The organism is Streptomyces sp. NPDC033845, assembly GCF_055576225.1.
Map to the genome: position 1 here is coordinate 413,607 of NZ_JBVIRI010000004.1, position 18,809 is coordinate 432,415.

15 protein-coding genes are annotated in these 18,809 nt (G+C 72.9%); 10 read left to right on the top strand and 5 right to left on the bottom strand.

Annotation, left to right across the window (positions count from 1 at the left end; all coding sequences use genetic code 11):
• Positions 1–19: 19 nt before the first annotated feature.
• The 3 genes from lysX (at position 20) to ACZ50K_RS11600 (ending at position 5,308) form a co-directional block, all read left to right on the top strand.
• The gene (lysX, locus tag ACZ50K_RS11590; protein WP_468900789.1) at positions 20–3,358 is read left to right on the top strand and encodes a bifunctional lysylphosphatidylglycerol synthetase/lysine--tRNA ligase LysX; all 3,339 of its coding nucleotides are present in this window, start codon (positions 20–22) and stop codon (positions 3,356–3,358) included.
• Positions 3,359–3,480: 122 nt separating this feature from the next.
• Positions 3,481–4,320, top strand: coding sequence for a neutral zinc metallopeptidase (locus ACZ50K_RS11595; RefSeq protein ID WP_468900792.1), 840 nt, complete (start codon positions 3,481–3,483; stop codon positions 4,318–4,320).
• An 82-nt stretch (positions 4,321–4,402) separates the two neighbouring features.
• The gene (locus ACZ50K_RS11600) at positions 4,403–5,308 is read left to right on the top strand and encodes a polysaccharide deacetylase family protein (RefSeq protein ID WP_468900795.1); all 906 of its coding nucleotides are present in this window, start codon (positions 4,403–4,405) and stop codon (positions 5,306–5,308) included.
• A 117-nt stretch (positions 5,309–5,425) separates the two neighbouring features.
• Here the strand turns inward: ACZ50K_RS11600 and ACZ50K_RS11605 are convergent, their stop codons facing one another.
• Positions 5,426–6,088, bottom strand: coding sequence for a class F sortase (locus ACZ50K_RS11605; protein WP_468900797.1), 663 nt, complete (start codon positions 6,086–6,088; stop codon positions 5,426–5,428).
• 393 nt (positions 6,089–6,481) lie between these two features.
• Between ACZ50K_RS11605 and ACZ50K_RS11610 the strand changes: the two genes are divergently transcribed.
• Positions 6,482–6,991: a hypothetical protein gene (locus tag ACZ50K_RS11610; protein ID WP_468900800.1), complete on the top strand. Its 510-nt coding sequence runs from the start codon at positions 6,482–6,484 to the stop codon at positions 6,989–6,991.
• Between the two features lie 87 nt (positions 6,992–7,078).
• Here ACZ50K_RS11610 and ACZ50K_RS11615 read toward each other — a convergent pair whose 3' ends face one another.
• The 3 genes from ACZ50K_RS11615 to ACZ50K_RS11625 all read right to left on the bottom strand — a co-directional run bounded on the left by ACZ50K_RS11615 (position 7,079) and on the right by ACZ50K_RS11625 (position 8,958).
• Positions 7,079–7,816, bottom strand: a complete 738-nt coding sequence (locus ACZ50K_RS11615; RefSeq protein WP_468900802.1) for a hypothetical protein — start codon at positions 7,814–7,816, stop codon at positions 7,079–7,081.
• Positions 7,817–8,016: 200 nt separating this feature from the next.
• Positions 8,017–8,787 carry a bestrophin-like domain gene (locus ACZ50K_RS11620; RefSeq protein ID WP_468900804.1) on the bottom strand — a complete coding sequence of 257 codons (771 nt, stop codon included), beginning with the start codon at positions 8,785–8,787 and terminating at the stop codon, positions 8,017–8,019.
• Between the two features lie 42 nt (positions 8,788–8,829).
• A complete protein-coding gene (locus ACZ50K_RS11625; RefSeq protein WP_468900806.1) occupies positions 8,830–8,958 on the bottom strand; it encodes a hypothetical protein in 129 nt (42 codons plus the stop codon).
• Positions 8,959–9,929: 971 nt separating this feature from the next.
• Between ACZ50K_RS11625 and ACZ50K_RS11630 the strand changes: the two genes are divergently transcribed.
• From ACZ50K_RS11630 to ACZ50K_RS11640, 3 genes are all read left to right on the top strand, one after another.
• On the top strand, positions 9,930–10,751 hold the full coding sequence (locus ACZ50K_RS11630; protein WP_468900808.1) for an SAM-dependent methyltransferase: 822 nt from the start codon (positions 9,930–9,932) through the stop codon (positions 10,749–10,751).
• Complete coding sequence (locus ACZ50K_RS11635) at positions 10,748–12,961, top strand: putative bifunctional diguanylate cyclase/phosphodiesterase (RefSeq protein WP_468900810.1); 2,214 nt, start codon at positions 10,748–10,750, stop codon at positions 12,959–12,961. The genes ACZ50K_RS11630 and ACZ50K_RS11635 overlap by 4 nt, the downstream gene beginning before the upstream one ends.
• 104 nt (positions 12,962–13,065) lie before the next feature.
• A complete protein-coding gene (locus ACZ50K_RS11640; protein ID WP_468900813.1) occupies positions 13,066–14,379 on the top strand; it encodes a serine hydrolase domain-containing protein in 1,314 nt (437 codons plus the stop codon).
• Positions 14,380–14,413: 34 nt separating this feature from the next.
• Here the strand turns inward: ACZ50K_RS11640 and ACZ50K_RS11645 are convergent, their stop codons facing one another.
• A complete protein-coding gene (locus ACZ50K_RS11645) occupies positions 14,414–15,295 on the bottom strand; it encodes a LysR family transcriptional regulator (RefSeq protein WP_468900816.1) in 882 nt (293 codons plus the stop codon).
• Positions 15,296–15,367: 72 nt separating this feature from the next.
• Here ACZ50K_RS11645 and ACZ50K_RS11650 point away from each other — a divergent pair, with 72 nt between their 5' ends.
• Genes ACZ50K_RS11650 through ACZ50K_RS11660 form a run of 3 tightly spaced genes read left to right on the top strand, consistent with a single transcriptional unit; the run spans position 15,368 to position 18,757 of the window.
• Positions 15,368–16,057, top strand: coding sequence for a succinate dehydrogenase (locus ACZ50K_RS11650; RefSeq protein WP_468900819.1), 690 nt, complete (start codon positions 15,368–15,370; stop codon positions 16,055–16,057).
• Between the two features lies 1 nt (position 16,058).
• Positions 16,059–18,008, top strand: a complete 1,950-nt coding sequence (locus ACZ50K_RS11655) for a fumarate reductase/succinate dehydrogenase flavoprotein subunit (protein WP_468900821.1) — start codon at positions 16,059–16,061, stop codon at positions 18,006–18,008.
• A complete protein-coding gene (locus tag ACZ50K_RS11660) occupies positions 18,005–18,757 on the top strand; it encodes a succinate dehydrogenase/fumarate reductase iron-sulfur subunit (protein WP_468900823.1) in 753 nt (250 codons plus the stop codon). Before ACZ50K_RS11655 ends, ACZ50K_RS11660 begins: the two co-directional genes overlap by 4 nt.
• Positions 18,758–18,809: the final 52 nt, after the last annotated feature.

Genomic DNA, 18,809 nt, shown 5'->3' on the forward strand with positions numbered 1-18,809 from the left:
GGTACCTACAGTGCGAGACATGAGCGTCAGCACACCGCCGCGGCGGGAGATCCAGGCGACCCGGGGGACCGGGAACCGGTTCCTCGGGCGGGTGCCCGACGGGTTCGGGGCGTTCTTCGGCGGGCTCGGGCTGCTCTGCGCCCTGCTGGCGCTGTCGCCCACCCTGCGCCGGCTGCTCCGCCCGATCGTCCGCTTCCTCGACCTGTTCATCGTCCCGGTCAGCGCCAACCTGGCGTACGCGGTCTTCCTGTTCCTCCTGGCGGCAGCCCTCGGCACCCGCAAGAAGATCGCCTGGTGGATCGTCGTCACCTATCTGGCCCTGCTGGTCCTCTCCGACCTGCTCGTCCTCCTCGACGGCGGCTATTCCGTGTGGGTGGCCGTCACCTCGGGGGTCATCGGCCTCGCCGCGATCGTGCTGCTGATCCTGGCCCGCAGGGAGTTCTACGCGGTCTCCCGCCCCGGCGCCCTCTGGCGCGCCCTGCTGGTCCTCGGGCTCGGCCTGCTGGCCGCCGTGCTCCTCGGCTGGGGGCTGGTGGCCGTGTTCCCCGGCAGCCTGCCGCGCGGCCAGTGGTTGGACTGGGCGGCCAAGCAGGTCTTCGGCGGTCTCTTCTCGGCCCGCCAGTTCGACGGCCACCCGCCCCGCCCGCTGTACTTCCTGCTCGGCCTGTTCGGCGCCCTCGCCCTGCTGAACGCCGCCACCACCCTCTTCCGCTCGCAGCGGATGACCGCCGCGCTGCACGGCGACGAGGAGGCCCGGATCCGTGCGCTGCTCGGCGCCTACGGGGGCAACGACTCCCTCGGCTACTTCGCCACCCGCCGCGACAAGGCCGTGGTCTTCGCCCCCAACGGCAAGGCGGCGGTCACCTACCGGGTGGAGGCGGGCGTCTGCCTGGCCAGCGGTGACCCGGTCGGGGAGCCGGGGGCCTGGACCCCGGCCGTGGACGCCTGGCTGGCGGTGGCCGGCCGGCACGGCTGGCAGCCCGCCGTGATGGGCGCCTCCGAGGACGGCGCCACCGCGTACGCCCGCTCCGGGCTGAGCGCCCTCCAGCTCGGCGACGAGGCCATCCTGCAGATCGCCGAGTTCGACCTCGGCGGCCGGGACATGCGGGTGACCCGGCAGGCCGTCAACCGGGTGCGCCGCACCGGCGCCACCACCCGGATCCGCCGCCACGCCGACCTGACCGAGCGGGAGATGGGTCGCATCGTCGACCGCGCCGACCACTGGCGGGACACCGAGACCGAGCGCGGGTTCTCCATGGCCCTGGACCGTCTCGGCGACCCGGCCGACGGGGACTGCCTGCTGGTGGAGGCGCTCGACGAGAAGGGCGCGCTGATCGCCCTGCTGTCCTTCGTCCCCTGGGGCCGGGACGGGATCTCCCTGGACCTGATGCGCCGCGACCGCTCCGCCCCCAACGGGGTGATGGAGTTCATGGTGGCCGAACTGTGCGCGGCCGCCCCCCGCCTCGGGGTCCGCCGGATCTCCCTCAACTTCGCGGTGTTCCGGTCCGCCTTCGAGGAGGGCGGCCGGATCGGCGCCGGCCCGGTCCTCAAGCTCTGGCGGAAGCTCCTGCTGTTCTTCTCCCGCTGGTGGCAGCTGGAGGCCCTCTACCGCTCGAACGTCAAGTACGGTCCCGAGTGGTACCCCCGGTTCCTCTGCTACCAGGACGCCGGGTCCCTGGCCCGGGTCTCCCTGGCCTCCGGCATCGCCGAGGGCTTCGTGTCCGTCCCCAGCCTGCGCAAGCTCTGGGGCAACGGCCACCCCAAGGGCGTCACCGCCCCCACCGACACCGCCGGCCTGCCCTCCATCGCCTCGCTCGGACTGCCCGAGGGGGACACCGGGGGAGCGGCCGGCGGAGCGGCCGAGCCCGCCGAACGGCTGCCCGAACAGGTCCGGGTCCGGCACGCCAAGATGGAACGCCTGCGCGCCGCCGGCACCGACCCCTACCCGGTCGGCGTCCCCGGGCGCACCCACACCGCCGCCGCACTGCGCGCCGCCCACTCCGGCCGGCCCCCCGGCACCCGTACCGGGGAACGGGCCACCCTGGCCGGGCGGGTGATGGTCGTACGGGACCTCGGCGGGGTGGTGTTCGCCGTACTGCGGGACTGGTCCGGGGACATCCAGCTGATGCTCACCCGGGAGGAGTCCGGCGCCGGGGTACTGGACTCCTTCACCACCGGGACCGACTTCGGCGACCATGTGGTGGTGAGCGGCGAGGCCGCCACCAGCCGGACCGGCGAACCGTCCCTGCTGGTCACCGACTGGCAGCTGACCGGGAAGTGCCTGCGCCCGCTGCCCGACAAGCGCAAGGGGCTCGCCGACCCGGAGGCCCGGGTCCGCCGCCGCTATCTGGACCTGGTCGCCAGCCCGGAGGCCCGGGACGTGGTCCGGGCCCGGTCCGCCGCCGTCCAGGCCCTGCGCCAGGGGCTGCTGGAGCGCGGCTACCTGGAGGTCGAGACCCCGATGCTCCAGCAGATCCACGGCGGCGCCAACGCCCGCCCGTTCCGCACCCACATCAACGCCTACGACCTGGACCTCTATCTCCGCATCGCCCCCGAGCTGTACCTCAAACGGCTCTGTGTGGGCGGAATGGAGAAGGTCTTCGAGATGGGCCGCACCTTCCGCAACGAGGGGGTGTCCTACAAGCACAACCCCGAGTTCACGATGCTGGAGGCCTACCAGGCGTTCGCCGACTACGACGTGATGCTCGACCTGACCCGGGAGCTGATCCAGGGCGCCGCCACCGCCGCCTTCGGCTCGCCCGTCGCCCGCAAGGCCGGCCCCGACGGCAAGCTCGTCGAGTACGACATCTCCGGCCCCTGGCCCGTCAAGACCGTCTACGGGGCGATCGGCGAGGCCCTCGGCGAGGAGGTGGACGCGGACACCGAGGAGCATGTGCTGCGCCGGCTCTGCGACCGGGCCAAGGTCCCGCACACCCCCGAGAACACCCGCGGTGACGTGGTCCTGGAGATGTACGAGCGGCTGGTCGAGGAGAGGACCGGGCTGCCCACCTTCTACAAGGACTTCCCCACCGAGGTCTCCCCGCTCACCCGCCAGCACCGCCGGGACCCCAGGCTGGCCGAACGCTGGGACCTGGTGGCCTTCGGAACCGAACTGGGCACCGCCTACTCGGAACTGACCGACCCGGTCGAACAGCGCCGCCGGCTCACCGCCCAGTCCCTGCTCGCCGCGGGCGGCGACCCGGAGGCCATGGAGATCGACAACGACTTCCTCGACGCCCTGGAGTACGCGATGCCGCCGACCGGCGGCCTCGGCATCGGGGTGGACCGGCTGGTGATGTTCCTGACCGGACTGACCATCCGGGAGACCCTCCCGTTCCCGCTGGTCCGGCGCGGCTGACCCCGGCCCCCGCCGCCCTTGTGGCCGCCCTGCCGCCCCCGCCGGGACCCCGTCGCCCGGTTGCCCGGGGCGGGCGGCGAGCGCACGGTGGAGGGAGGGGAAGCCGCCCCGAGGAGACCGCCATGCGAGGACGCCACAGGATCGGGCTCTGCTGTGCGGGGCTGGTCACCACCGGTGCCCTGCTGGTGACGGGCACGGCACCCGCCACCGGAGCCGCCCCCGGCACGGAGCCGCCCGGAGCGCCCCGGCCGGCGCCCACCGCACCCCCCACCGACGACCTCGACGGCCTGGCCGCCTATCTGGGGACGGCCTTCGACGACCTCTCCGGTTTCTGGCAGACCTGGTTCGACGGGATCGGCCTCACCGGCCCCACCGCCTTCTACGTCCTGCCCAGGCCCACCGACAGCGGATACCGGTCCGCCTGCGACCCCGAGCCGATCGTCCACGACACCGAGAACTTCCTCTACTGCGGGGTCGACACCTTCGAGGACTCGCGCGGCGACACGATCCGCGGCGGGATCGTCATCCCGATGAGCTACGCCATGAAGGTCCGCGACGCCTTCGGCCCGTTCGCCACGGCCATCGTGCTGGCCCACGAGTTCGGCCACGACGTCCAGGGGGAACTGGCCCGCGGGCGGGGCTGGCGGGACATCGTCCAGATGAAGGACAACGCCCCCGAGCTGGACGCCGCGGGCCGCACCATCGCCGTCAAGGAGTCCGAGCTGATCGCCGACTGCTTCGGCGGGGTCTGGGCCAAGCACGCCTACCGGGAGGGCCGGGCGGACTCCACCGAACTCGCCGCCGGCGTGGCCGGCCTCAAGGCCTTCGGGGACACCTCGGTGGGCGTCTCCCGGCCGCACGGGAACGAGCAGGAGCGGACCACCGCCTTCACCCTCGGCTACAACGGCGGCAGCCCGGAGACCTGCATCCACCAGTACTGGACCAGCGAGGTCTGGAAGTGAGCGCGCCGCCGAACGGGTGAGGGCGGGACGCCCTGTCCGTGGCACTCGACATCCGCGGCGATCTCGTTGATACGTAGAGGTAATGAAAAATGATGAGCTGTCTTCGGGGAGGCGGTTCCTGCTGCGCACCGCCGTGTTCCTCGGGGTCGCGGCCGCCGCCGGGCTGATCACCGGAGAGCAGGCCGGCACCCCCACGCCGGGCGGCCCGGGGCCCGGCCCCGGCACCGGACCGGCCGCCGGGGCCGCCGGCCCCGGGGCGGCGGGTGCGGCCGGCGCCCCCGGTCTCCCCGCCGGGCCCGCGCCCAGGGCCGCGTACCGGCTGAACCCGAGCCTCTCCGAGGCCCCGCCCCGGCTCCGCCCGAACCTGCCGCCCGTCCGCACCCGCCCGCTGCTGGACATGCCGGACGGCCCGAACTCCGGCCGCAGCATGGTGCTCACCTTCGACGACGGCCCGGACCCCCGCTACACCCCGCACATCCTGGACACCCTCGCCCAGTACCGGGTCCGCGCCATGTTCTTCGTCTGCGGGGAGATGGCCGCCGAACACCGCGACCTGCTGCGGCGGATGGACGCCGAGGGCCATGTGATCGGCAACCACACCTGGACCCACCCACTGATCCCCAAGCTGTCCCGGCCGGCCCTCTCCGCCGAGATCAGCAGCACCAGCGAGGTGGTGCACGCGGTGACCGGCCGGGCCCCGCAGTGGTTCCGGGCGCCCTACGGGGCCTGGAACCGGGCCGCCTTCGAGATCGGCGCCGAGCTGGACATGGAGCCGCTGGCCTGGACCGTGGACACCCTGGACTGGAAGGAGCCGGGCACCGGCACCATCGTCTCCCGGGTGCTCAACGGGGCCGGGCCCGGGGTGATCGTGCTCAACCACGACGCCGGCGGCGACCGGGCGCAGAGCGTCGCGGCGCTGCGCGCCTATCTGCCCCAACTGATCGGCCGGGGGTACGAGATGGCCCTGCCGGCGCTCCCACCGCGTTGAGGGAACGTTTCACCGCAGGGGTGCCGCCGCTCGGCGACACCCCTGCGGGCCGTACGGCTCCGGACGGTCGACCCGCGGACGGCCCGGTCCGGGCGATCCCGCTCCGGGCCGTCTCGGTCAGCGGGCCTCCACCATCCGGGCGAAGACCACCACGTTCCCGTCGTAGCCCTTGGCCTTGGAGTAGCCGCCGCCGCAGGTGATCACGCGGAGTTCGGCGTGCCCGGTGTCCCCGTAGACCCGGGCGCCCGGGAAGGACTCCTTGGAGAACACCTCCACCCCGTAGACCTCGAACACGGCCGTGCGCCCGTCGTAGCGCTCCACCTCGATGTGCTGGCCCTTGCGGATCGAGCCCAGGCCGTAGAACACCGCGGGGCCCTGGGCGTTGTCGACATGGCCGACGATCACCGAGGAGCCCTGCTGGCCGGGCGAGATGCCGTTGAGGTACCAGCCGGCCAGATTGGGGTCCTGGGCCGGCGGGGCGTCGATCCAGCCCTCCGAGTCCAGGCCGACCGTCATCACCGGCGCGTCCACGCTGATGGCCGGGATCCGGATGCGCTGGACGGAGGAGTGTCCGAGCACCTGGAGCCCGGGGGCCGTCTTCGGCGCGTCCGCGGCCCGCTGGTCGGGCGTCACCTTCACCGCGGCGGCCGCGGTGGGCTGCGGTGGCCCGTCCTCCACGTTCGAGCCGTTCCGCATCATGGCGAGGCCGGTGAGCATGACCAGGGCGATCACGCCCCAGGGGGAGCGCCTTCTGGGTGGCGGCTCGTCCTCGATGATCATCGTTCCCTTCCCGACGCGGGGGTCCCGGCCCGCGTTCCTGATCCCCGCCCGTGCGCCGCCGTGCTGGAGCGGCGCCCTTGTCCACGCACGCTATGCGCGCTCGGGCGGGACGGCGAGGGGGGCGGGGCGAACGGGTGGCGGGGGCCGGGCCGCGACCGGAGGGGGGCCGGAAGGGGTGCGTCCGTCCGGGTAATCGTCACATAAATGACTGACGGGTCGTGACCTGCGGATCCGTCAGCGACACGCGGAAGCGTTCGGCGTGTCGCTCAACCGGGCGGCCCAAAGCCGGAAATGCGCTGGTCGCCAGGCTCCCCGAGGGTTCGATGTGGGAGGCGTTCTCGTCGATACATCCCGGGCCACCGCTCTGGGGCGCTTCCCGCTGGAGGTTCCACCATGCGTGCTTTCCGCGCCCTCACCGTGACCGCGGCGGCCGTCGCCGCCGTCGGGCTCAGCGCTCCACTGGCCGCCGCGGACCCGCCGGGCGGGGGCCAGGGCGGCGGCAACGGGCCGAGCAACGTCTCGGTCAACCCGTACAACGTGCACCAGGGTTCCACGATGCAGGTCAGCGCCTCCGGCTGCGGGCACGGCGGCACGGTGAGCTCGCCGGGCAACTTCTCGCCCGCGAACCTCTCGGCCGGCTCCGTCGGTTTCGCCACCGTCCGGGTGTTCAACCACGCCTCGCCGGGCGCGCACACCCTGCACGTGAAGTGCAACGACAGCAACCTGATCGCGACCCACCGCTTCCAGATCCTCTACGGCAACGGAGCCCAGGGCGGCATCGGCGGGTCCTTCGGCCCGTCCGCCGCCGAGACCGCCATCGGCGGCGGGCTCGTCGGAACGGCCGCCCTCGGCGCGGGCATCCACCTGATGCGCCGTCGCCGCCCGGCCCGCGGCCGGGCCTGACCGGACGGACCTCCCCGGTCTGAGCCCGAACCGCCGGTCGCCCCGAGTCCTGGCCAGGACTCGGGGCGACCGGCGTTCTGCGTGGACCTACTGCCCGCGGGTGCGGGTCCGGCGGTGCACCGCGTACGCCGTGCCGGCGGCCGCGGCCAGGAACAGGGCCGCCCCGGCGCCCACTTCGACCGGGTCCATCCCGGCCACGCTGCCGCCCAGACCGCCGCGTACCCCGCGGGCGGGCTCCTCGGAGCGGTAGCCGCCGGTCCCGGTTCCGGTCCGCGCCGGAGCGGTGGCGGCGGGGGGAGGAGCCACCGCACCCCGGGTGGGGGCGGTGCTCCTGGGCGGCACGGCCGGCGAGGCGGCCGGCGGGGTGGCGGGGGTGGTGGCCGGGGGCACCGGGCGGGGCGTGGCCGTGGACCGGGCGGTGGGCGTGCCGGTGCCGCCGTCGATCATCAGGTCGGCCGAGCCGGTCTCTCCGTTGCAGGTGAAGGAGACCGAGTAGAGGGCGCCGCGCCGGGCGTCCCGGTCGACGGTGACCCGGACGGTCCGGCCGCGCGGAACGTTCACCGAGTCGAAGACCCCGGAGGACACGGTGGCGTAGGCCGAGTCGCAGCCGGTGACCGAGAGCACCGTGCTGCCGCCGGGGGCGACCGTGGAGGGGGTCATGGCGAAGCCGAAGGAGGTGACGGTGGCCGCGGGCGGCCCGCCGGCCGGTCTGGTCCCGGCGCCGTGGCCGGAGGGGCCCAGGGCGAGGACGGCACCCACGGCGCCCGCGGCGGCCGTGACGCCGACGGCGAGCAGGGCGGTGGCGGAGGTAGGTATCGCACCCATGCTTGTCTCCGGATCCCCGAGGAGCAGCAGCGGACTCGTTTCCGCACGTGAGGGGACGTGCACCTCGATGTCCGTCACGCTAGGCGGGTCGGCGGCGGGGCGCGATCAGGGCCGGGCGAATGGGGCATCGTCGTACTCCGAACCGGGGACGGCGGGCCCGATTCCGGTTTCGGGCCCGCCGTCCGTCCGCTGATCCGGGGTCAGCCGCCGGGCCGCAGGTGCCCGAACTGCTGGAAGAAGGGTTCCGCGGTGGCGGCGGCGTCCCGGCTGAAGGGGGAGTCGAAGTCCCAGATGAGGAAGAGCAGGAAGGCGATCAGCGCGCTGAACAGTCCGGCGAGCAGCAGTTCCCGGAAGGACTTGCGGATCTGCAGGGCGAAGATCATGCCCACGGTGACCATGGCTCCGGCGATCAGCCCGAACCAGACCACCCCGGGCATGGTGGCCCCGCCGCTCTGGGCGCGCATGCTGCGGGCGTCGTCGGCCATCGCGACCTGGTCGACGAGCGGCTGGTAGGCCTGGCCCTCGTGGTCGGTCTTCGGCTCGTAGTCGGTGACGTCCCGGCGGATCCGTTCGAGCAGGGCGGCCCCCTTGTCGGTGACCTCCCCGGTGTCGGCCATGGCCTTCCACTCGGTGTCGACCACGTAGCTGACATAGGCGTCGACACCGGCGCGGATGCGCTGGCGGACCTCGGCCGGGTAGACCTCGGAGCGCACCCGGACCTCGTGCAGAGCCTGGGCCTCCTGACGGACGTACTCCTGGGCGCCGCCGCGGGCCTCCCAGACGCCCGCCATGGCGAGGCCCAGCACGATCGCGTAGATCACGCCGATCATCATGGTCATGTACTCGATGACGTCCGGCGTCTCGCTCGGATCGTCGTCATCGGTGATCCGCCGGTGGTTGAAGAACGCGATGGAGAGCACCACCGCGCAGGCCGCGGCCATGGCCAGCGACAGGACGAGCCATTCCGACAACGGAAACTCCAAGAGGGGAACAGGAGGGGGAAGAAGACACCACTAGCGGGGGCGCAGCGCGACGATCGCGAACACCGCGGGCGCCGTGGCGAGCAGGGTGAAGGTGACCGGGGAGATCCGGTGCTGTTCGGGCTTCTTGCGGGCCACCGGGCGGTACGCGGGCCTGGCCACCGGGGTGGGCGACGGGGTCGCCACCGGGCTCGGGGCGGGCCGTGGCGGCGCGGGCCGCGGGGCCGGCGGCGGTGGTGGTGGCGCGGGGGCGGCGCGCAGCGGTGGCGGTGGTGGCGGCGGGGGTTTCGGTGCCGGCGGGGGCGGTGGCTCGGGGGCCGGTGCGGGCGGCGGCGGAGTCGGCTTGGGCGTGGGCTCGGGGCTCGGCTTCGGGGTGGGCGTGGGTGTGGGCTTCGGGGTGGGTGTGGGCTTGGGGGTCGGGGTGGGCTTCGGGGTCGGAGTGGGTGTCGGGGTGGGGGCGGGCGTAGGGGTGGGAGTGGGGGTGGGAGTGGGCGTCGGGCAGGGCGGTGGAGGGGGCGGCGGCGGGCAGTGGCGGCCGTGGTGCCGTCCGCAGGGGTGTCGTCCGCCGTGATGTCCGCCACCATGGCCGGGTCGGCAGCAGTGTCCGTGACCCCTGCCGTGGCCCTCCTGGAAGGTGCCGGAGACGACGATGGCGGGGGTCCCGCCGTCCTCCGGGCCGGTGGTCGCCCAGGCATGGCTATCGGCCACGGCGGGCACCGCGGACAGGGCCCCCCACAGCAGTAACGGGACTGCCAGCAGCTGTCTGGCAGAGGCTCTCTTCACCCGGGGAGCATGGGGCCAAGGCGCCCCGCGTGCGCCGGGAGCGGGTTCGGTTCGCCTGAACGGGCGGACATGGGACCGGAGAGGTTTAAGCCAGCGATCGACGGTTTCCGATCGCGCATCTCTCATTTCCCAAAAGGGATTTGTCGGTTTCGATCTTCCGGGCCGCGGGGGATGGCTGTGGGGCGCCGGAGGCCTTTGATGTGTGACGAAGACCGGATCGCCAATTTCCGCTTTTGCTCGCCCTGTTGGGCAATGATCAGTAGATTCGGCTCGGACAGCAGTCCGACAGCGTTCCGACAGCAATCCGGCCCCGGCCGGCAGACAGCCTGACAGACACCTTGGAGGCTCCGATGGAGCGCCCTGCCTGGGCTCCGCCAGGTATCGACATATCGGTGCCGAGCGTGTCCCGCATCTACGATTACTACCTGGGCGGGTCCCACAATTTCGAGGTGGACCGGCAGGCCGCCCGGCGTGCCATGGAATTCATGCCGGGCCTCCCCAAGGTCATGCAGGCCAACCGGGCATTCATGCGCCGGGCCGTCCGGCACGCGGTGACCCAAGGGGTCACCCAGTTCCTCGACATCGGCTCCGGCATCCCCACCTTCGGCAACGTGCACGAGGTCGCCCACGCCGCCAGCCCCGACGCCCGGGTGGTCTACGTGGACCACGACCCGGTGGCCGTCGCCCACAGCCGGGCCGTGCTGGAGGGCGACGACCGCACCGCCGTCCTCGCCGCCGACCTCCGCAAGCCGCAGGAGATCCTGGACAGCCCCGAGGTCGCCGGCCTGCTCGACCTCGACCGCCCGGTCGCCCTGCTGCTGGTCGCCGTGCTGCACTTCCTGGAGGACTCCGACGAGCCGTACGCCGCCGTCGCCCACCTCCGCGACGCGCTCGCCCCCGGCAGCCTGCTGGTCCTCACCCACGCCTCGTACGAGGGCATCCCGCTCTCCGAGGAGGTCGCCAGCGGCACCGTCGGGGTCTACCGCGACATCCGCAACCCCCTGGTGATGCGCTCCGGCGCCGAGATCGCCCGGTTCTTCGAGGGCTTCGAGCTGCTGGACCCCGGAGTGGTCCCGATGCCGCTGTGGCGCCCGGACAGCCGGGCCGAGGACGAGCCGTCGGAGGACCCGTACGCCTTCTCCGGCTTCGGCGGAGTGGGACGCACAGCGTGAGAGTTCCGTCGCAGACCTCGGGCACGGCGGAGCCGTCCGCGCCCGTCCCGGACGGCTCGGAGGACCGCACCGCCCGGTTCGCCACCATCTGGAGCCGGGCCATCTTCCCGGTCACGGCCACCTCGCTGACCCGCCCCGAGTTCGAACGGCACCTGCTGCCGCTGGCCCGCACCCTCGTCGAGGCCCTGCACGCCCGCACCTTCGACCCGGCCGCCGCCCAGCGGATCGGCGCCGAACTCGTCGCCGCGCACTGCACCGACCCGGAGGCGCTGGCCGGCACCCTCGGCGTGGTCGAGTCCTATCTGGTGCTCTACTGCGGCCCGGAGGGCGCCGGACCCGAGGCCGCCGAGGAGTACCGGGCCCGCTGCGCCCGGCTCCAGCACGGCATCGCGGCCGGTTTCGCCCGCGCCCTGCGCGAACGCACCCTCAGCGAGCAGGAGGCCATCGCCCGTTCCGCGATGACCGCCCGCTCCGACGCCCAGCACGCCCTGCACGCCAGCGAGGCCCGGTTCCGGGCGGTCTTCGAGGGCGCCGCCATCGGCATCGGCATCGCCGATCTGGACGGCAACGTGCTGGAGGTCAACGACACCCTGCTGCGGATGTTCGGCGGGCTGGACGGGCACGTCCGGGGCCGCAACGTCAGCGAGTGGGGCCACCCGGACGACGCCCCGAACGTCTGGAAGATGTACGGGGAACTGGTCCGCGGCGAACGCGAGCACTACCGCGCCGAGAAGCCCTACTACCGGCACGACGGCACCGTGCTGTGGACCAATCTCACGGTGTCCCTGCTCCGCGACGCCGAGGGCCGCCCGCAGTACCAGCTGGCCCTGATGGAGGACACCACCGAGCGCCGGCTGCTGAACCTCCGCCTCCGCTACGAGGCCACCCATGACGCGCTCACCGGGCTGCCCAACCGCACCCTGTTCTTCGAGCGCCTGGAGAAGGCCCTCGCCGGCCCCAAGGACACCCGCTTCGGCCTCTGCTACCTGGACCTCGACGGGTTCAAGGCGGTCAACGACAGCCTCGGCCACTCGGCGGGGGACCGGCTGCTGGTGGAGGTCGCGGACCGGCTGCAGAGCTGCGCCACCGGCCCCGGCGAGATGGTCGCCCGGCTCGGCGGCGACGAGTTCGTCGCCCTGACCACCGGCCCGGAGGGCCCGGACGGGCCGGAGGGCGCGGACTCCGAGCGCAAGGTCACCGACCTGGCCGTGCGGATCCTGTCCGCGCTGTCCGCCCCGATCCGGCTGGAGGGCCGCGAGCTGACCGTCCGCGGCAGCATCGGCATCGTGGAGGGCGGGGCCGGCGAGCGCACCGCGGCCGAGGTGCTGCGCAGCGCCGACATCACCATGTACCGGGCCAAGGGCGCCGGCGGGAACCGCTTCGAGTTCGCCGACGCCGAGGCCGACGCCCGGGCCATCACCCGGCACGGGCTGACCAACGCGCTGCCCGCAGCCCTGGAACGCGGCGAGTTCTTCATCGAGTACCAGCCGCTGGTGCACCTCCACGACGGCACCGTCTACGGGGCGGAGGCCCTGGTCCGCTGGTCCCACCCGCAGTACGGGGTGCTCGGCCCGGACCGGTTCATCCCGCTCGCCGAGCGCACCGGACTGATCGTCCCGCTCGGCCGCTGGGTCCTTGAGGAATCGGTTCGCCAGGCCCGCAACTGGCAGCGCGAGCACGGCGGCCCGCTCCGGATCAACGTCAACCTCTCGCCCACCCAGCTGCACCACCCAGGACTGGTCGCCGACACCGTGGCCGTCCTGGAGAGCGCCGGCCTGGAGCCCGGCGCCCTCTGCCTGGAGGTCACCGAGTCCGCGCTGATCGGCGCCGACGACGAACTCCTCGAACCGCTGCGCCGGCTGGCCGCCCTGGGCGTGGACATCGCCCTCGACGACTTCGGCACCGGCTACTCCAACCTCGCCAACCTCCGCCGGCTCCCGGTGAGCGTGCTCAAGCTCGACCGCTCCTTCACCCAGGGCATGCAGCAGCAGCCGGCCGATCCGGTGGACGTCAAGATCGTGGAGGGGATCGTGGCGCTGGCCCACAGCCTGTCGCTGGCGGTCACCGTGGAAGGGGTGGAGACCGGGGCCCAGGCCGCCCAGCTGCGCGCCCTGGGGTGCGACACCGCCCAGGGCTGGTACTACGCCCGGCCCGGCGCCCCGGACCGCATCCACACCCTGTCGCTGTCGGACGCGGTGCCGCTGCCCTGAACCGGACTGCTGACACGTGACCCGGGCCGGCCGCCCCGCCCCCCGGAGCCCGCTCCCGCCCCCGGTGCCCGCCGCGCGCGCCCGCCGGGGGGCGCCTAGCCTGAATGGGTGATCGGTCACCGTCCGGCAGGAGGCCCGCCGTGAGGTACGCACCCAAGCACTGGCGAAGGTCCTGCGCCGGGTTGGCCGCGGCCGGACTGCTGTTCGCGCCGGCCGCCGCCGGAGCCGCGTACGCCGCCCCGCCGGCCGGGCCCGCCCCGGCGGCGGCCGCCGCCCGGGCCGCGGACGGCGACTTCCCCGTCCTCGACGACGCGGTGAAGGCCCGTCTGGACCAGGTGGTCCAGGAGGCGATGCGGAAGGCGAAGGTGCCCGGTGTGATCGTCGGGCTGTCCGCCCCCGGCAAGGGGGAGTACACCCGGGCCTTCGGCGTCGCCGACAAGGCCACCGGCCAGCCGATGACCCCGGACCTGTACATGCGGATCGGCAGCGAGACCAAGACGTTCACGGTCACCGCACTGCTCCAGCTCGCCGGGGAGGGCAAGGTCGGGCTCGACGACCCGATCGGCACGTACATCGCCGGGGTTCCCAACGGGGACCGGATCACCCTGCGGCAGCTCGCCGAGATGCGCAGCGGCCTGCTCAGCTACACGCAGACCGAGCCCTTCTTCAAGGCGCTGACCAGCGACCCGCAGCGCCCCTTCACCCCGCAGGAGCTGCTGGCCTACTCCTTCGACGCGCCCAAGCCGATCCTGTTCGCACCGGGCAAGGAGTTCGACTACTCCAACACCAACCTGATCCTGCTCGGCCTGGTGGTGGAGAAGATCGGCAAGCAGCCCCTGGGCGACTACATCCGCGACCACGTCACCGCGCCCGCCGGGATGGACCGCACCAGCTTCCCCAAGGGCGCCGAGTTCCCGAGCCCGCACGCGCAGGGCTACACCAACCAGACCGCGTCCGGGAAGGTGGAGGACTCCACCGACTGGAACCCCTCCTGGGGCTGGGCGGCCGGAGCGATGGTCTCCGACCTGCGCGACCTGAGGACCTGGGCGAAGACCGTGGCCACCGGCGTGTTCCCGGACGGCAGCCGGATGGTCACCCCCGCCATGCAGACCCAGCGGCTGATCACTCCCGGCACCACGATTCCCGACATCGGCTACGGCCTCGGCATCTTCAAGGCGAACGGCTGGACCGGACACAACGGCTCCCTGCCCGGCTACGAATCCCTCACCGTCTACCTGCCCGAGGCCCAGGCCACCCTGGTCGTGCTGCTCAACACCGACATCGCCTACAACGGCACCGAGGAGCCCAGCACCCTCTTCGGGCAGGCCATCACCCAGGTCGTCACCCCCGAGCACGTGTACAACATCCCGGCCGCGGCCCAGAAGGGCGAGCCGCTGCCCGAACCCTCCAGGAAGTAGCCGGCCCCGGGCCGGCGGAGTCGACCCCCGGCCCTCAGCGGGCGAGCAGGACCCGCCGCAGTTCGCGCGCCGCGCGCGGCGGGTCCACATCGCTGCGGTGCGCCAGCGCGATGGTCCGCCGCAGCGGCGACCCGGCCAGCGGGGTGACGCGAACCCCGGGCGCGGCGTGGGCCGCCACCATCGCCGGGACCACGGCGAGCCCGAGCCCGGCCCGGACGAACCCGAGGACGGCGTCCATCTCCCCGCCCTCCACCGTGAACCCCGGCTCGAAGCCCTCCGCCCGGCAGGCCGCTACGGTCAGTTCCCGCAGGTCGTAGCCGTGCCGGAACATCACCATCGGCTCCTCGCGCAGGGCCCCGATGGTCAGCGGCCCGCCGCCGGCCGGGGCCGGCAGCGCGGCCGAGGAGATCACCACCAGGTCCTCCGTCAGCAGTTCCACGGTCTTCAGGGCCGGCGCGGCCGGCGGCAGCGGCAGGGCGATCAGCGCCAGGTCCAGCGCCCCGCGGGCCAGCTCCCGCACCAGGTCGTGCGAGCCGCTCTCCTCGATCAGCAGCTGGATGCCGGGATGCGCGGTGTGGAAGGCGCGCAGCACCTCCGGCAGCAGTCCGGTGCACAGGCTCGGGGTCGCCCCCAGCCGGATCCGGCCGCGCTGGAGCTGGGCCAGCTCCTGGACCTCCAGCCGGGCGGTGTCGGCGTCCGCGAGGATCCGGCGGGCCAGCGGCAGCAGCGCCTCGCCCGCGTCGGTCAGCGCGATGTTGCCGCGGGCCCGGCTGAACAGCTCGGCCCCCAGCTCCCGCTCCAGTGCCCTGATCTGCTGGGACAGCGAGGGCTGGGCGACATGGACCCGCTCGGCGGCCCGGGTGAAGTGCCGGGTCTCCGCGACGGCCACGAAATACACAAGCTGTTGAAATTGCATAGATCCTTCCTATCAAGATGACCGACATCATGTCTTGGACCTTTCGGGTACATGGTCCCTACCGTCGACGGCATGGCTCTGGCAACGCGAACGCCGCCCCCCTCCCTCTGGGACTCCACCCTCGGCAAGAAGGCCGTGATGGCGGTCTCCGGGCTGATCATGCTCGGCTACCTGGTCGTCCACATGCTCGGCAACCTCAAGATCTTCTTCGGGGCGGAGGAGTTCAACGGCTACGCGCACTGGCTGCGCACCCTGGGCGCGCCCTTCCTCCACCACGAGTGGGCCCTGTGGATCGTCCGGCTGGTCCTGGTCGCCGCCGTCGTCGCCCACGCGGTCTCCGCGTACCAGCTCAGCCGCCGCGACATCCGGGCCCGCCCGGTGAAGTACGCGCACAAGCGGCGCCGGGCCGGCTACGCCACCCGCACCATGCGCTGGGGCGGAGTCATCCTCGGCCTGTTCATCGTCTGGCACCTCCTCGACCTGACCACCCTCACGGTCAACGAACGCGCCTGGGCCGGCCACCCGTACGAGAACGTCCTCGCCACCTTCTCCACCTGGTACGGCAACACCATCTACCTGGTCGCCATGACCGCCCTCGGCCTGCACGTCCGGCACGGCTTCTGGAGCGCCGCCCAGACCCTCGGCGCCGGCCGCGCCCGCCGGGAGAAGGCCCTCAAGGCCACGGCCGACGGCCTGGCCCTCCTCCTCTTCGCCGGGTTCGTCTCCGTCCCCGTCGCCGTCATGACCGGAGTGGTGAACTGACGTGAGCAGCTACGCGAACCACAGCACCGGCGAGCCGCTCGCCGACACCAAGGCCCCGGCCGGCCCGATCGCCGAACGCTGGGACCGCCGCCGCTTCGAGGCGAAGCTGGTCAACCCCGCCAACCGGCGCAAGCACACCGTGATCGTGGTCGGCACCGGACTGGCCGGCGGCGCGGCCGGCGCCACCCTCGCCGAACAGGGCTACCACGTCGTCCAGTTCTGCTTCTCCGACTCGCCCCGCCGGGCCCACTCCATCGCCGCCCAGGGCGGCATCAACGCCGCGAAGAACTACCGAAACGACGGGGACTCCGTCCACCGGCTCTTCTACGACACCGTCAAGGGGGGCGACTTCCGGGCCCGCGAGTCCAACGTCCACCGGCTCGCCCAGATATCCGTCGAGATCATCGACCAGTGCGTGGCCCAGGGAGTCCCCTTCGCCCGCGAGTACGGCGGCCTCCTCGACACCCGATCCTTCGGCGGCGTCCAGGTCTCCCGCACCTTCTACGCCCGCGGCCAGACCGGTCAGCAGCTGCTGCTCGGCGCCTACCAGGCCCTCTCCCGGCAGATCGCCGCCGGGAACGTGGAGATGCACGCCCGCACCGAGATGCTCGACCTGATCACCATCGACGGCCGGGCCCGCGGCATCGTCGCCCGCGACCTGGTCACCGGCGCCATCAGCACCCACTTCGCCGACGCCGTGGTCCTCGCCACCGGCGGCTACGGCAACGTCTTCTACCTCTCCACCAACGCCATGAACTCCAACGCCACCGCCGTCTGGCGGGCGCACCGCCGCGGAGCCTGGTTCGCCAACCCCTGCTTCACCCAGATCCACCCCACCTGCATCCCGCGCACCGGTGACCACCAGTCCAAGCTCACCCTGATGAGCGAGTCGCTGCGCAACGACGGCCGCATCTGGGTCCCCAAGGCCCAGGGCGACACCCGCCCCGCCCACGAGATCCCCGAAGCCGAACGCGACTACTACCTGGAGCGGATCTACCCCTCCTTCGGCAACCTCGTCCCCCGCGACATCGCCTCCCGCGCCGCCAAGAACGTCTGCGACGAGGGCCGCGGGGTCGGCCCAGGCGGCCAGGGCGTCTACCTCGACTTCGCCGACGCCATCGCCCGGATGGGCAAGGACGCGGTCGCCGCCAAGTACGGCAACCTCTTCGAGATGTACGAGCGGATCACCGCGGAGAACCCCTACGAGGTGCCGATGCGGATCTACCCCGCCGTGCACTACACCATGGGCGGCCTGTGGGTGGACTACGACCTCCAGACCACCGTCCCCGGCCTGTTCGCGATCGGCGAGGCCAACTTCTCCGACCACGGCGCCAACCGGCTCGGCGCCTCCGCCCTGATGCAGGGCCTCGCCGACGGCTACTTCGTCCTCCCCGCCACCATCAACGACTACCTCGCCCGCCACCCCCACCAGGACGCCCCCGGCCAGCACCACCCCGAGGCCGAGGCGGCCGTCCGCGAGACCCGGGACCGCCTCGACCGGCTGCTCGCCGTCGACGGGGACCGCACCCCCGACTCCTTCCACCGGGAGATCGGCGAACTCATGTGGGAGTACTGCGGAATGGCCCGCACCGAGGCCGGCCTGCGCAAGGCCCTCGCCCGGATCCCGGAGATCCGCGAGGAGTTCTGGCGGCGGATCAAGGTGCCCGGCAGCGGGGAGCAGTTCAACCAGTCCCTGGAGAAGGCCAACCGGATCGTCGACTACCTCGAACTCGCCGAGCTGATGTGCCTGGACGCCCTGCACCGGGCGGAATCCTGCGGAGGGCACTTCCGCGAGGAGTCCCAGACCCCCGACGGCGAGGCGGCCCGCCGCGACGAGGAGTTCGGCTACGCCGCCGCCTGGGAGTTCACCGGAACCGGCACCGCCCCGGTGCTGCACCGCGAGGAACTGGCCTTCGAGTACGTCCACCCCACCCAGCGGAGCTACGCATGAAGCTCAACCTGCGCGTCTGGCGGCAGCCCGACGCCGAAGCCCCCGGCGCCATGGTCGGCTACCAGGTCGACGGGATCTCCGCCGACATGTCCTTCCTGGAGATGCTCGACACCCTCAACGAGGAGCTCATCCTCCGCGGCGAGGAGCCCGTGGCCTTCGACCACGACTGCCGCGAGGGGATCTGCGGCGCCTGCAGCCTCGTCATCAACGGGGACGCCCACGGCCCCGAGCGCACCACCACCTGCCAGCTCCACATGCGGTCCTTCTCCGACGGGGACACCATCGACGTGGAGCCCTGGCGGGCCGCCGCCTTCCCCGTGGTCAAGGACCTGGTCGTGGACCGCGGTTCCTTCGACCGGATCATCCAGGCCGGCGGCTACATCACCGCACCCACCGGATCCGCGCCCGAGGCGCACGCCACCGCCGTCCCCAAGGCCGACGCCGACCACGCCTTCGAACACGCCGAGTGCATCGGCTGCGGCGCCTGCGTGGCCGCCTGCCCCAACGGCTCGGCGATGCTGTTCACCTCCGCCAAGGTCAACCACCTCAACGTGCTGCCCCAGGGCTCCCCGGAACGCGAGACCCGGGTCCTGGACATGGTGGCCACCATGGACGCCGAGGGCTTCGGCGGCTGCACCCTCACCGGTGAATGCGCCACCGCCTGCCCCAAGGGCATCCCGCTGCCCTCCATCTCCGCGATGAACCGCGAATGGCTCCGCGCCGTCCGCAAGGCCCCCCGCTCCGGCTGACCCGGACCCCCGGCACCCGGGCCGGGACCGGTGAGCCGATCGGCTGACCGGC